This is a genomic window from Acidovorax soli (assembly GCF_014207955.1).
GTDB lineage: Bacteria > Pseudomonadota > Gammaproteobacteria > Burkholderiales > Burkholderiaceae_C > Acidovorax > Acidovorax soli_A.
Genome location: NZ_JACHLK010000003.1, coordinates 464,524 through 477,175, shown reverse-complemented (window position 1 = coordinate 477,175; position 12,652 = coordinate 464,524). Strand labels below are relative to the sequence as shown.

Here is a 12,652-nt window from a genome sequence, read left to right as displayed (position 1 = left end):
TCAGAAGCGGTGCCGCATGCCCAGCGCGAAGCTGGTGCCCTGCGCATCGAGCACACGCGGCGGCGCCGGCAAGGTCTGCGTGCGCGTGCTGTCGCGCATCGCCATGAGGTAGATGTCGGTGCGCTTCGACAGGAAATGGTCGTACCCCACCGTGAAGACCCTGCGCTGCACATTGCCCCCGGCCACGGTGGCCGGCACCGGCCCCACGGCATCGCCCGTGCGGCGCGATGCATAGCCGGCCAGCAGCCGGCCTGCGCCCAGCGGCACAGCGGCACTCACATCCCACACGCGGTAGCCCACGTCGAGTGGCACGGCGGCCGTCCCCCGGTTCTGGATGCGGCCGACATGGGCAAACACCTTCACTGCCGTGAAGTCGTACGAGGCCGCGAGCTGCCAGGCCCGCGTGTCGTTGGGCGAGGTGCCATCGGCAAAGGTGGCCGGGTTCTTCGCCACGCTTTGCCAGGCCACCGAGGCTGCGAACGGCCCCTGGCCGTAGGCCACGCGCACGGCGCTGTTGCCTCCGCCCTGGCCCTCTGACAGCGCATGCGCCGCCGATGCGCTCACGCCCGCCCAGGTGGGGCTGTCGTACACCACGGAGTTCGCCCAGCCCGTACCGCCCGTGAGCGGCGCACCGATGAAAGTCACCAGGTTCAGCGGCCCGAACACGGTGGAGTCACCAAAGGCATTGGAGGTGATGCTGTTCAGGAACAGCAGCGAGGTGACATTGCCCAGGCGCACGCGCCCCCAGGCCGGGTGCGCCAGCCCCACCCAGGCCGCACGCGAGAACACCGGGTCGGCCGCCACGTTCACCGGGGCGGGCAGGGCATCGCTGCGCCCGCTGGCACCCGAGTCGTTGCGCAGGAAGGACGACAGCTCGAACGCCGCCGTGAGCCCGCCACCCAGGTCCTCGTTGCCGCGCACGCCCCAGTGGCTGGTGGACATGCCGCCGCCTTCGAGCTTGCGGATGGCCCGGTCCTGCGCATTCACGCCAGCGGCTGCGCCCTCGAAGCGGCCCACGGCGGCATCCACCAGGCCATAGAGCTGCAGGCCCGGGCCGGCGGCGGGCTGTGCCTGGACTGGGGTGGCGTTGAAGGTGGCCAGCGCACTGGCCAGCAGGGCAGGGGTGAGAAGGGGGTATTTCATGGCGTGTCTCCTGTCGTTGGTTGGGAATGGTTGAAGGCGGGATGGGCCGCACCTGTCCACGGCGCGCTCGCAGAGCGGGCGTTCCGGGGGGCGGGGCGTGGGTGGATGGAGCGCCGGGCAGGCGCTATCGCTGGCGCTGCTGCTGGGGGCGCAGCGGCGCGCGCAGGCTCACGCGCCGGTGGCATGCCACCGGCGTGTTGCAGAACGGTCGTGGGGCGGCAGGCGCCGCGTCAGGGCGCGCCGGTCTGGCGCATGGACTGCGGGGCCATCAGTGCACCGGGCCGCTGCAGGCGCCGCGCATGCCGTGGGCGATGAAGCGCACCAGCAGCGGCCCGGCTGTGGCCGCGTCGCCGGGCTGGTTCTGGCCGAACGACAGGCGCTCGATGCGCCGGTCGTTCACATGGTGCAGCAGCGCACCCAGCGCGAACTGGTAGCACCAGGCCACCTGGCCGCGCGTGGCCTGGGGCAGGGCGCTGGCAATGGCGTCGATGAACGAATGCGCGAGCGGGTCGAACAGCTCGCGAATGATGGGCTCGTCCTCCTCCAGGTGGTCGCTCATGCCGCGCGACAGCAGCCGCAGGAAGTGCTGGCCTGCGGGCTGGCTCGCCACCTCCAGCACCGGCAGCACAAAGGCCTTGACGATCTCGTCCAGCAGGTGCTCGGGCGCGGCGGCGCGCTGGGCCTCGGCCAGCGACTGCAGCCGCACGTCGATGTAGCCCGCATGCGCGCGAAAGATCGCGTGGTACAGCGACAGCTTGGGGCCGTAGTAGTAGCCCACCAGGGCCAGCGGCACGCCGGCCTCGTCGGCAATGTCGCGTATCGACACGCCGTGGAAGCCGCGTGCCGCAAACAGCCGCTCGGCCGCCTGCAGGATGTTGGCCTGCCGGTTCGGGGCCAGTTGGTCGTTGGCGCCGGCCAGGGCCTTGCCGGTGGCGCGCTTGCGCGGCGCTGCAGGGGACGCCTCGGGCGAGATGGAATCAGGGGATTTGGTACGTGCCATGATCCGATTTATACGTTCGTGCAAAACAATTGAACACTCGTACAAACCCTGGTGAAATTGATTTTGTACGTTCGTATAATTTTTTGCAAAGGCGTGCGGCAACAGACCTGCAGCCTTCGACCAGCCCCCTTTGCCGCCGCCATTGCAGTCCATTCCGCAGGAGACAAACCCCATGACCACCCGCCGCTGTTTCACCCAGCTTTCCGCCGCAGCGCTGCTGCCTTCCACCTGGGCCTTCGCGGCCCGGGCCGCCACGGCCATGCCCGACGTGGCGCGCATCCTCATCGGCTTTCCCGCAGGCGGCCCCATCGATGCCCTGGCCCGGCGCGTGGCCGACCGCATGCGCGGCAAGTACGCGGGCGCCGTGGTGGTCGAGAACAAGCCCGGCGCGGGCGGGCAGATCGGCATCCTCACGCTGCGCGACAGCGCGGCCGACGGCACCAACCTGCTCATCACGCCCTCGTCCATGCTGTCCATCTACCCCTACACCTACCCCAAGCTGCGCTACGGGCTGGCCGACGTCACGGCCGTCTCGGTGGCCGCGCACACCGACCATGGCCTGGCCGTGGGCCCGGGCGTGCCCGACAGCGTGCGCACGCTGGCCGACTTCCTGGCCTGGTTCAAGGCCAACCCCAACAACGCCAACTACGGCAGCCCCGGCGCAGGCTCCATGCCGCACATGGTGGGCGTGCTGCTGTCGCAGATCACCCAGCTCGACATGCGCCACATTGCCTACCGCGGCACCGTGCCCGGCGTGCAGGACCTGCTGGGCGGGCAGGTGCCCGCGTTCTGGGGCCCCATTGGCGACTACCTGCAGCACACCAAGAGCGGCAAGCTGCGCGTGCTGGCCATTGCCGGGGGCAAGCGCTCGGTGTTCCTGCCCCAGGTGCCCACGCTGCAGGAGCTGGGCTATCCGCTCAAGGTCAGCGAGTGGTATGGCTTCTTCCTGCCCGGCAAGGCTGCGCCCGAGGTGGTCAAGCGCGCCTCCGACGCGCTGCAGGCCGCGCTCACCCAGCCCGAGGTGGTCGACTTCGGCAAGCAGTACGGGCTGGAGATCCGCGCCTCCAGCGCCCCCGAGCTGGCCCGCATGCTGCAGGCCGACGCCGACCAGTGGCGCGGCCTGATCAAGCAGACCGGTTTCACCGCCGAATCCTGAGAAAGCCTTCCACCATGTCCATCGCATCCCCGCGCCGCATCGTCGATATCTCGATGCACCTTGAAAACGATGTCGTCTCCGACCCGCCCGGCCTGGGCCCGCGCATCAGCTACATCGACCACCACATGAGCTTCGACGACCTGGCACGCTTCTTCCCCGGCGTGCGCAAGGAAGACCTGCCCGATGGCGAATCCTGGGCCGTTGAAGACGTGCAGCTCAACACCCACAACGGCACGCACCTCGATGCGCCCTACCACTTCGCCTCCACCATGGACGGCGGCCAGCGCGCCCTGTCCATCGACGAGGTGGACCTGAACTGGTGCTTCCAGCCCGGTGTGAAGCTTGATTTTCGCCACCTGCCTGATGGCTATGTGGTGCAGGCGGCCGACGTGGAGGCCGAGCTCGCACGCATCGGCCACCGCCTGCAGCCGCTGGAGATCGTGGTCGTCAACACCCGTGCCGGCAGCGCCTACGGCACGCCGCACTACACCCGCAGCGGCTGCGGCATGGGCTACGAGGCCACCATGTACCTGCTGGAACGCGGCGTGCGCCTGACCGGCACCGATGCCTGGAGCTGGGATGCGCCGTTTGCCTATACCGCCGAGCGCTATGCCGAGAGCCGCGATGCCTCGCTGATCTGGGAAGGCCACAAGGCCGGCCGCGACATCGGCTATTGCCACCTCGAAAAACTGCACAACCTCGAAGCCCTGCCGGCGAGCGGCTTCTATATCGCGTGCTTTCCGGTCAAGGTGCGCGGCGCGTCAGCTGGCTGGACGCGCGCGGTCGCCATCTTCGATCCGGTCCTCCCCCTGCACAAGGAAGCGGCATGAAGCTCGCCACCCTCAAGAACGGCCAGCCGGATGGCCGCCTGGTCGTCGTCTCGGCCGACGCCAGCCACTGTGTGGACGCCAGCCCCGTGGCGGCCACGATGCTCGATGCGCTGCAGCGCTGGGACGCGGTGCAGCCGGGCCTCGCGCGCCTGTCGCAGGCCCTCGACATTCCCGACGCCCGTGCCAGCGTGGGGGCCCTGCCGTTCGATCCTCAGCAGTGTGCGGCGCCGCTGCCGCGCAGCTTCCAGTGGCTCGACGGCTCGGCCTTTCTGAACCATGGCCGGCTCATGGAGCGGGCCTTCAAAACCCCGCCCATCGCCGATTTCGAGACCATTCCCCTCATGTACCAGGGCGCGGCCGACGACTTCCTCGGGCCGCACGACCCCGTGCCGCTGCCCAGCGAAGACGATGGCATCGACTATGAAGGCGAATTCGCCGTGGTGCTGGGCGATACGCCCATGGGTGTGGGCCCGCAGCAGGCCTTGCAGCATGTGCGCCTGGTGGTGCTGCTCAACGACTGGAGCCTGCGCAGCTTCGGCCCGCGCGAGGCGAAGAGCGGCTTCGGCTTTCTGCAGGCCAAGCCTTCCACGGCCTTCGCGCCCATCGCCGTCACGCCCGACGAACTGGGGCCGGCCTGGCGCGAGGGCCGCGTGCACCTGCAGCTGCAGGTGCACCGCAACGACGCCTGGTGTGGTCACCCGCACGGCGGCGCCATGCACTTCCACTTTGGCGAACTCATCGCCCACGCGGCACGCACGCGCCGGTTGTCGGCCGGCACCCTCATCGGCTCGGGTACCGTCTCCAATGCCGACGCGGCCATGGGCTCGTGCTGCATTGCCGAGCGCCGCATGATCGAAACCCTGGCCCAGGGCGCGCCGCGCACGCCCTTTCTGCGCTTTGGCGAGCGGGTGCGCATGTTGGCGCTGGACGGTCAGGGCGGCGCCGGGCCTTTCGGCATGCTCGACCAGGTGGTGCAGCAGGCCCCAGGGACCGTCGCTGAGCGGTGACGCGAGCACGGCGGGCGCCCTGTGTCCATAGGGCGCTTTCCCCTGTTGTGGTTGTTTTCCCGGGGGCGGCTTGACCGGCCTGCGGGCCGCGCCTATTCTGGCTGGAGTGGCCTGCCGCGCGCCCGGTAGCGCCCGGCCCCCAGTGGAACCCCGCCCGTTGCCCATGCACAAAGAATTCAACCACGATGCCCTGCGCCGCCTGCAAGCCTTGATTGCCCGCGAAACGGGCGCCGCGCTCAGCGAAGCCGCTACGGCCGAGATGGCCGCCATTCTGCGCGGCACCGACGGGCCCGAGGGTGTGCCCGCGGACGACAGCGTGGTGGCGGCCCCGCGCGAGGTCACCATCCTGCTGGCCGACCTGCGCGGTTTCACGGCGCTCTCGGCCGCGCTGCCTGCGGGCGTGGTGATCGCCGCGCTCAACCGCTGCCTGTCTGTGCTCAGCGAGGTGGTTTTCAAGCACCAGGGGGCCATCGACAAGTTCATGGGCGACTCCATCATGGTGCTGTTCGGCGCGCCGGTGGCGCGCGAGGACGATGTCGACCGTGCGCTGATGTGCGCCGTCGAGATGCAGATGGCCATGCGCGACCTCAACCTGGCCCACATGCGCGAGCGCCTGCCCGAGGTCTTCCTGGGCATTGGCGTGAACACCGGCAACGTGATGGCCGGGCGCTTCGGCTCCGATGTGTATTCCGAATACACGGTGATCGGCGAAGAGGTCAACCTCGCCTCGCGCATCGAGGCCTTCAGCCTGCGCGGCCAGGTGCTCATCAGCGAAGCCACCTACCAGCGCTGCTGGGGGCTGGTGTCGGCATCGGCGCCCATGCAGGTCTACGTCAAAGGGCGCCAGCAACCCGTGGGCCTGCGCGAGCTGGTGGCGATTCCCTCGCGCAAGCTCAAGGTGCCGCGCCAGGAGTTTCGCCGCAGCCACCGCGTGGACACGCGCCTGCCTTGCCTGTGCCAGCGCATCCAGGACAAGATCATCGTGCCGCAGATCGTGCACACCGCCATCCGCGACATCGGCTACCACGGCCTGCTGGTCGAGATGACCGAGCCGCTCGCGCTGCACAGCGAGATCAAGCTCGAATTCGACCTGACCCTGGTCGAGTACCGCGCCACCGACGTCTACGCGCGCGTCATTACCTTGAAGCCCGAAGGCGGGCAGTGGCTGGCGGGCCTGGAGTTCACCTCCATCAGCCCCGAGTGCCACGCCAAGGTGCAGATGTTCGTACAGCTGCTGGTGGCGGCGCGCTAGGTTTTCAGCAACCCAGCTGGGTTGCGAGGTCCGTCAGCCGCGTGCTGTGCAGGTCATTGCCGGCCTGCGCCGAGATGTCCTTGGGGTGCGCCGCTCCATATTCCAGTGGCCGTTCCACATACATGGTGCGCAGCCCGCAGCCGCGCGCCGCCGCCAGGTCGTCGTGGTGGGCGGCCACCAGGGCCACCTGGGCGGGTTCCAGGTCGAAGGTGCGGGCCACGCCCAGGTAGGTGTCGGGGTGGGGCTTGTAGGCCTTGAAGACCTCGGCGCTCAGGATGCAGTCCCACGGCAGGCCCGCGCGCTTGGCCATGTTGGTGAGCAGGCCGATGTTGCCGTTGGACAGTGTGGTGAGGGTGAACTTCGTCTTCAGCCGAGTGAGCCCGGCCACGCTGTCGGCCCACGGGTCCAGCCGGTGCCACACGCGGTTCAGGTGCCAGCGCTCGGCCTCGGTCAGGTGCGAGAGGCCAAAGCGCGGCAGGATCTCGTCGAGGATGCTGCGGTGCAGTTCGTCGATGCGCGTCCAGCCTTGCTCGCCGTGCATCACGCGCGCCATGGCCGGCTGGTAGCCGCTGCGCCAGGCGATGGCGAAGGCATCGCCGTCGATGGCCGGGTACAGCGCCTGCATCTCGCGCACGATGCTGCCGTGCCAGTCCACCACGGTGCCAAAGATGTCGAAGGCCAGCACCTTCACGGTGCTGGCAAGTTCGTCGGAAATGCTCGGTCCGGTCATGCGCTGTCCTCGGTCGGGTGAAAACACCCCCAGCGTAGCAGGCCGGGCCGGCAGGCGCCGCCAGCACGTTTTGCCGGGCCGTGCTATGGTTACGGAATTCGGGTTTACCCCTGTAACTCCGTTTCATCTCCAACCCCTCCTGAGTTTCCTGCGCCGCGCCATTGCGTTCGGTGCAGCGCTGCCCTGTTGTTTGCTGTTGCCACCATGACCGCGCCCCTGCCGTCCTCCCCGTCGCCCATTGCCCACACCCCCACCGACGACCGCACCCTGGTGCGCGCCGTGCTGGCCCTGGGGGTGGGCGGCTTTTCCATCGGCACGGGCGAATTCGTCATCATGGGCCTGCTGCCCGAAGTGGCGCGCGATATCGGTGTGAGCATCCCGCAGGCTGGCCATGTCATCAGCGCCTACGCCCTGGGCGTGGTGGTGGGCGCACCGGTGCTGGCCGTGCTGTGCGCCAACTGGGGCCGGCGCGCGCTGCTCATGGCGCTGATGGTGGTGTATGCGCTGGGCAATTTCGCATCGGCCGTGGCGCCGGGCTACCTGTCGCTCAGCGCCATGCGCCTGTTCACCGGCCTGCCGCACGGCACCTACTTCGGCGTGGCCGCCCTGGTGGCCGCGTCCCTGGCACCACCCGGGCGGCGCGCGCGCGCCGTGGGCTGGGTCATGCTGGGGCTGACCACCGCCACCCTGGTGGGCGTGCCCATCGCGGCCGCGCTGGGTGAATACTTCGGCTGGCGCGCGGCCTTTGTCTTCGTGGGGCTCATTGCCGTGGCCGCCGTGGTCATGGTGCGCCTGTGGGTGCCCGACATGCCGGCATCGCACGGTGCCAGCCCGCTGCGCGAGCTGGGCGCCCTGGCGCGCAAGCAGGTGTGGTTCACCCTGGGCATCGGCGCCATCGGCTTCGGCGGCATGTTCGCGGTGTTCAGCTACATCAAGCCCACGCTGCTCGAAGTGGCCGGCATGCCGCCGGCGCTCATGCCCTTTGTGCTGTCGCTCTTCGGCCTGGGCATGGTGGCGGGCAACATCGTCGGTTCGCGCATGGCCGACAAGGCCCTCATGCCTGCCATCGGCAAGGTGCTGCTGTGGTCCATCCTGGCCCTGGCGCTGTTTGTGCCCGCCGCGCACCACCCCGTCAGCGCGGCGCTGGCCACCTTCTTCCTGGGCACACTGGTCGCCATCGGCCCGGCGCTGCAGATCCGCCTGATGGACGTGGCCGGCGATGCCCAGACCCTGGCCGCCGCGCTCAACCACTCGGCCTTCAATGCCGCCAATGCCCTGGGCGCGTGGCTGGGCGGCGTGTCCATCGCGGCCGGCCTGGGCTGGACGTCCACCGGCTGGGTGGGCGTGGTGCTGGGCATCTGCGGCGTGGGCATCTTTGCGTGGTCGATGTCGTCGGAGCGCGCCACGACACGCGCTGCTGCAGCGGCCTTGCACAAGGCCTGAGCGTAGCGGCGGCGCGACAGCGCCGCCCTCTGCAGAACGCCCCGCGCTTTCTGCGTTACAGTGAACGCGGGCCAACCCCATTGTTGGCCACGTCGCTCGGACGGTTCCGGGCGCTTACGTGAAAGTTCACCAGCATGTCTGCTTCTCCAGGCAAGCGCCGCTTTGCGCGCATCGATCGCCTTCCTCCCTACGTCTTCAACATCACGGCCGAGCTGAAACTCGCCGCCCGCCGCCGTGGCGAAGACATCATCGACATGAGCATGGGCAACCCCGATGGTGCGACCCCGCCGCACATCGTGGCCAAGCTCACCGAGGTGGCCCAGCGCCCTGACACCCACGGCTACTCTGCCAGCAAGGGCATTCCACGCCTGCGCCGTGCCATCAGCCACTGGTACCAGGAGCGCTATGCGGTGGACATCAACCCCGATACCGAGGCCATCGTCACCATCGGCTCCAAGGAGGGCCTGGCCCACCTGATGCTGGCCACGCTGGACCGCGGCGACACCGTGCTCGTGCCCGACCCGAGCTACCCCATCCACATCTACGGCGCCGTGATCGCCGGGGCCGACATCCGCAGCGTGCCCGTGGCGCCCGACGTGGACTTTTTTGCCGAGCTCGAAAAGGCCATCCGCGGCAGCTACCCCAAGCCCAAGATGATGATCTTCGGCTTTCCCAGCAACCCCACCGCGCAGTGCGTGGAACTGTCGTTCTTCGAACGCGTCATCGCCCTGGCCAAGAAGCACGACATTCTGGTGGTGCACGACCTGGCGTATGCCGACATCGTGTACGACGGCTACCGGGCCCCGAGCATCATGGAAGTGCCCGGTGCCAAGGATGTGGCGGTGGAGTTCTTCACCCTCTCCAAGAGCTACAACATGGCCGGCTGGCGCGTGGGCTTCATGGTGGGCAACCCCGACCTCGTGGCCGCGCTCGCACGCATCAAGAGCTACCACGACTACGGCACCTTCACGCCCCTGCAGGTCGCGGCCATCGCCGCGCTGGAGGGCGACCAGCAGTGCGTGAAGGACATCGCCGCCCAGTACCAGCGCCGCCGCGATGTGCTGTACAAGGGCCTCACCGAGTCGGGTTGGGCCGTGGACTGCCCCCGGGCCAGCATGTACATCTGGGCCCGCATCCCCGAACCCTACCGCGCCCTGGGCTCGCTCGAATTCGCGCGCCAGCTGCTCGACAAGGCCAAGGTCTGCGTGTCGCCCGGCATCGGCTTCGGCGACCAGGGCGACGAGTACGTGCGCTTCGCCCTCATCGAGAACGAGGCCCGCATCCGCCAGGCCGTGCGCGGCATTCGGGCGATGTTCAAGGCCGATGGGTTGCTGAAGGTGCCGGCGGCCTCGCCAGCCGCCGCGGCAACGGCGGGCTGAGCTCCTCAGTAGAGAGGAGTGCGGTGCCATGGGTTCACCGCACCCCTGCCAAATAAAACTTGCTTTCCTGCAGTGAATTCGATATGAAATTCACACATCTGCTTACCCTCTGTAGCCAGGGCTTCATACCGGGCGCTTAGACTTCGGAGCATGCACATGCTGGATTACAACCCTGACGACCTCGACGTCACCATCACCGAGCTGCTGGTCGCCACCAGCGACTCCGCCGACCACGAACTTCCACCCGTGGTGCCGGCTGTCCTGCAGCTGCTGCGCAAGCGCCTGGGCATGGATGTGGCCTTCGTCTCGCAGATCGCCGATGGCCGCCGCACCTTCATGGCCGTGGACAACGCACCCGATTTCCCTTTGCTGGAGGCCGGCATGTCCGACCCCGTGGAAGAAAGCTGGTGCCAGCGCGTCGTGGAAGGCCGCCTGCCTGAGAAGATGGAAGACGCTGCCCCCTACGTCCAATCCGGCAAGGCCCCCGACCCCGGCTTTACCATCGGCACCCACCTGAGCACCCCCGTGCGCCTGGCCGACGGCAAGGTCTATGGCACGCTGTGCTGCTTCAGCCGGGGCCTGCAGCCCGAGGCCGACATCGACCGGCTGCGCTATACGGCGAATCTGCTGTCGGAGAAGCTGTCGGCCAAGCCGGTGGAGTCGGCGGGCTGAGGCTCCGGATTTCAAGGGGCGTTGGCATTTTCGTCCCCATGCGCTTGTGCGCGTGATTTCATGCTTGCCGCGATGCGCGCGGCATCCTTGGCGGGTGGCAAGCCAAACGCCCTGCCGTACTCACGGCTGAATTGCGTGGAGCTTTCATAGCCTACCTCGTGGGCCACGGCGGTAACGCTCGTGCCCGAGGCAACCAGCAGCTTGCGCGCCTGCAACAGGCGCAGCTGCTTTTGGTACTGCAATGGACTGAGCGTGGTGACCGCTTTGAAGTGGCGATGAAACGCCGACACGCTCATGGCAGCGTCGTTCGCAAGCTCCTCGATCGGCAGCGGCAACGCGAAGTCACGCCGGATGCGCTGGATGATTCGATTGACCCGCGCCAGCGCGGTGTCGGGGGTCGCGATGTGGCGCAGCATCCAGCCCATCGGCCCCTGGAGCACGCGGTAGAGTATTTCCCGCTCATAGGCGGGTGCCAGCGCCGGCACATCCTGCGGTTGGTCCAGCAGCCTCAGCATTCGGACCCAGGCGTCCAGCAGTGGGGGCGTGATGGCGGCCACGGAGAACGCGCGGTCCTGGGGTGCATGCTCGGTACCAGGGGGCAGTGCCGAAAGCAGCTCGACCAGGAGGGACGCGTCCAGCGTCAGTGCGATGGCCAGATAAGGCGATCCGTCGGCGTCGGGCTTCACCACACCTGCCGCAGGCAGGTCGACCGACATCACAAAGTAGGTGGCGGGGTCGTAGTGCAGGGTCTGCTCTCCTACGGTCATGGATTTTCCTCCCCGCAGGATGAGGTTGACCATGGGCTCGTAGACCCCGGCAAGCTCGTGTTCGGGGATCGCTCCCTGCACCATGAAAACGCGCGGAATGCCTGTCTCGGTGCGTCGGTTCTCCGCGCGCGCGGCGAGCGCGCGCAGCTCATTCAATGGCTCGTTCATCACTGCATTAGACCGTGCGCGGGCGGTCGCTTCCAGCAGGAAAGCAGGATTGGGCAGGTTTGAGGCAGGAAACGCTGCGACGCCAAAGCACGGTTTCCCTATCGTTGAGGCATCCCAACCAACCCTGTTGAAGAGCCTCCAATGAACCCCAGCAAAGTCATCGTCATCACCGGCGCAAGCCGCGGCATCGGCGCCAGCACCGCCCTGGAAGCGGCGCGCCGCGGTCTCGGCGTCATCCTGACCTACAACACCCATCCGGATGCTGCCCGCGCGGTGGTGGGCCAGATAGAGAGCCTGGGCGGCAGAGCGGTCGCCTTGCCTCTGGATGTCGGCGCCGTACAGACCTTCCCGGGCTTTCGCGCTGACGTCGAGCGGGCGCTGGCAGCAACCTGGAATACATCGGGCCTGGATGGCTTGGTGAACAACGCCGGCCATGGCCTGTTCCAGGCCATTGAATCCGTCACCGAAGCCCAGTTCGACGGACTGTTCAACGTGCACCTCAAAGGGCCGTTCTTCCTGACGCAGGCGCTGCTCCCCCTGTTGCAGTCAGGTTCGGCCATCGTCAACCTGACCAGCGCGACGACACGCATCGCGACGGCCGGTGTGGCTCCCTATGCGTCCTTCAAGGGTGGCCTTCAGGTGCTGACCCGTTACATGGCCAAGGAATTCGGCGAGCGCGGCATCCGTGTCAACTCGGTCTCCCCTGGCCCCATCCGCACCGACCTGGGCGGTGGCCTGAATGAAGAGTTCGAGGCCCTTCTGTCGTCTCAGACGGCACTGGGCCGTGTCGGAGAGCCGCAAGAGGTCGCACGCGTGATCGCTTCGCTGCTGACTGAGGACGGCGGCTGGATTAACGCGCAGGATATCGAGGTGTCTGGTGGCTATGTCGTCTGAGCACCGCAAGGGACGCGTCGCCATGGCATGCCGCGCAGATCGGATGTATTTCTGGCTTCAGCGGGGCGAGGTGGATACGCGCGCTGTGCACGTCGGTGCCGTGGACAACGGCGCCCCCGCGCCGCGCCTGCACTGCGCCCCGCGCTTCTGCTCCGCGAATGTTCTGGGCCCTGGCGGCTACGGCCTGGAGTTTGTCCACAGGAGCTGGCAG

12 protein-coding genes are annotated in these 12,652 nt (G+C 68.0%); 8 read left to right on the top strand and 4 right to left on the bottom strand.

Annotated features, from left to right (window positions below; all coding sequences use genetic code 11):
• Positions 1-1,143: a porin gene (locus HNP48_RS10870; protein ID WP_184856923.1), complete on the bottom strand. Its 1,143-nt coding sequence runs from the start codon at positions 1,141-1,143 to the stop codon at positions 1-3.
• Positions 1,144-1,411: 268 nt separating this feature from the next.
• Positions 1,412-2,143, bottom strand: coding sequence for a TetR/AcrR family transcriptional regulator (locus HNP48_RS10865; protein ID WP_184856922.1), 732 nt, complete (start codon positions 2,141-2,143; stop codon positions 1,412-1,414).
• A 172-nt stretch (positions 2,144-2,315) separates the two neighbouring features.
• Between HNP48_RS10865 and HNP48_RS10860 the strand changes: the two genes are divergently transcribed.
• The 4 genes from HNP48_RS10860 (at position 2,316) to HNP48_RS10845 (ending at position 6,388) form a co-directional block, all read left to right on the top strand.
• Positions 2,316-3,299, top strand: a complete 984-nt coding sequence (locus tag HNP48_RS10860) for a tripartite tricarboxylate transporter substrate-binding protein (RefSeq protein ID WP_184856921.1) — start codon at positions 2,316-2,318, stop codon at positions 3,297-3,299.
• Positions 3,300-3,313: 14 nt separating this feature from the next.
• Complete coding sequence (locus HNP48_RS10855; protein WP_184856920.1) at positions 3,314-4,129, top strand: cyclase family protein; 816 nt, start codon at positions 3,314-3,316, stop codon at positions 4,127-4,129.
• Positions 4,126-5,136 carry a fumarylacetoacetate hydrolase family protein gene (locus HNP48_RS10850; RefSeq protein ID WP_184856919.1) on the top strand — a complete coding sequence of 337 codons (1,011 nt, stop codon included), beginning with the start codon at positions 4,126-4,128 and terminating at the stop codon, positions 5,134-5,136. Before HNP48_RS10855 ends, HNP48_RS10850 begins: the two co-directional genes overlap by 4 nt.
• A gap of 163 nt (positions 5,137-5,299) precedes the next feature.
• Positions 5,300-6,388 carry an adenylate/guanylate cyclase domain-containing protein gene (locus HNP48_RS10845; protein ID WP_184856918.1) on the top strand — a complete coding sequence of 363 codons (1,089 nt, stop codon included), beginning with the start codon at positions 5,300-5,302 and terminating at the stop codon, positions 6,386-6,388.
• A 4-nt stretch (positions 6,389-6,392) separates the two neighbouring features.
• Here HNP48_RS10845 and HNP48_RS10840 read toward each other — a convergent pair whose 3' ends face one another.
• Complete coding sequence (locus HNP48_RS10840; protein ID WP_184856917.1) at positions 6,393-7,118, bottom strand: haloacid dehalogenase type II; 726 nt, start codon at positions 7,116-7,118, stop codon at positions 6,393-6,395.
• A gap of 204 nt (positions 7,119-7,322) precedes the next feature.
• Between HNP48_RS10840 and HNP48_RS10835 the strand changes: the two genes are divergently transcribed.
• The 3 genes from HNP48_RS10835 to HNP48_RS10825 all read left to right on the top strand — a co-directional run bounded on the left by HNP48_RS10835 (position 7,323) and on the right by HNP48_RS10825 (position 10,612).
• Positions 7,323-8,561 carry an MFS transporter gene (locus HNP48_RS10835; protein ID WP_184856916.1) on the top strand — a complete coding sequence of 413 codons (1,239 nt, stop codon included), beginning with the start codon at positions 7,323-7,325 and terminating at the stop codon, positions 8,559-8,561.
• Between the two features lie 134 nt (positions 8,562-8,695).
• Positions 8,696-9,940 carry an alanine transaminase gene (alaC, locus tag HNP48_RS10830; protein WP_184856915.1) on the top strand — a complete coding sequence of 415 codons (1,245 nt, stop codon included), beginning with the start codon at positions 8,696-8,698 and terminating at the stop codon, positions 9,938-9,940.
• Positions 9,941-10,096: 156 nt separating this feature from the next.
• Positions 10,097-10,612 (top strand): GAF domain-containing protein, encoded by a 516-nt coding sequence (locus tag HNP48_RS10825; protein ID WP_184856914.1) that lies wholly within the window; start codon positions 10,097-10,099, stop codon positions 10,610-10,612.
• Between the two features lie 11 nt (positions 10,613-10,623).
• On the opposite strand, the gene HNP48_RS10820 is transcribed toward HNP48_RS10825, so the two are convergent.
• Positions 10,624-11,547 carry an AraC family transcriptional regulator gene (locus HNP48_RS10820; protein ID WP_184856913.1) on the bottom strand — a complete coding sequence of 308 codons (924 nt, stop codon included), beginning with the start codon at positions 11,545-11,547 and terminating at the stop codon, positions 10,624-10,626.
• A gap of 141 nt (positions 11,548-11,688) precedes the next feature.
• Here HNP48_RS10820 and HNP48_RS10815 point away from each other — a divergent pair, with 141 nt between their 5' ends.
• Complete coding sequence (locus HNP48_RS10815) at positions 11,689-12,441, top strand: SDR family NAD(P)-dependent oxidoreductase (protein WP_184856912.1); 753 nt, start codon at positions 11,689-11,691, stop codon at positions 12,439-12,441.
• Positions 12,442-12,652 lie beyond the last annotated feature (211 nt).

What these genes read in the sequence shown, in the direction of transcription:
- HNP48_RS10870 (WP_184856923.1), bottom strand. Translation starts at nt 1,143, where the DNA reads ATGAAATACCCCCTTCTCACCCCTGCCCTGCTGGCCAGTGCGCTGGCC.
- HNP48_RS10865 (WP_184856922.1), bottom strand. Translation starts at nt 2,143, where the DNA reads ATGGCACGTACCAAATCCCCTGATTCCATCTCGCCCGAGGCGTCCCCT.
- HNP48_RS10860 (WP_184856921.1), top strand. Translation starts at nt 2,316, where the DNA reads ATGACCACCCGCCGCTGTTTCACCCAGCTTTCCGCCGCAGCGCTGCTG.
- HNP48_RS10855 (WP_184856920.1), top strand. Translation starts at nt 3,314, where the DNA reads ATGTCCATCGCATCCCCGCGCCGCATCGTCGATATCTCGATGCACCTT.
- HNP48_RS10850 (WP_184856919.1), top strand. Translation starts at nt 4,126, where the DNA reads ATGAAGCTCGCCACCCTCAAGAACGGCCAGCCGGATGGCCGCCTGGTC.
- HNP48_RS10845 (WP_184856918.1), top strand. Translation starts at nt 5,300, where the DNA reads ATGCACAAAGAATTCAACCACGATGCCCTGCGCCGCCTGCAAGCCTTG.
- HNP48_RS10840 (WP_184856917.1), bottom strand. Translation starts at nt 7,118, where the DNA reads ATGACCGGACCGAGCATTTCCGACGAACTTGCCAGCACCGTGAAGGTG.
- HNP48_RS10835 (WP_184856916.1), top strand. Translation starts at nt 7,323, where the DNA reads ATGACCGCGCCCCTGCCGTCCTCCCCGTCGCCCATTGCCCACACCCCC.
- alaC (WP_184856915.1), top strand. Translation starts at nt 8,696, where the DNA reads ATGTCTGCTTCTCCAGGCAAGCGCCGCTTTGCGCGCATCGATCGCCTT.
- HNP48_RS10825 (WP_184856914.1), top strand. Translation starts at nt 10,097, where the DNA reads ATGCTGGATTACAACCCTGACGACCTCGACGTCACCATCACCGAGCTG.
- HNP48_RS10820 (WP_184856913.1), bottom strand. Translation starts at nt 11,547, where the DNA reads ATGAACGAGCCATTGAATGAGCTGCGCGCGCTCGCCGCGCGCGCGGAG.
- HNP48_RS10815 (WP_184856912.1), top strand. Translation starts at nt 11,689, where the DNA reads ATGAACCCCAGCAAAGTCATCGTCATCACCGGCGCAAGCCGCGGCATC.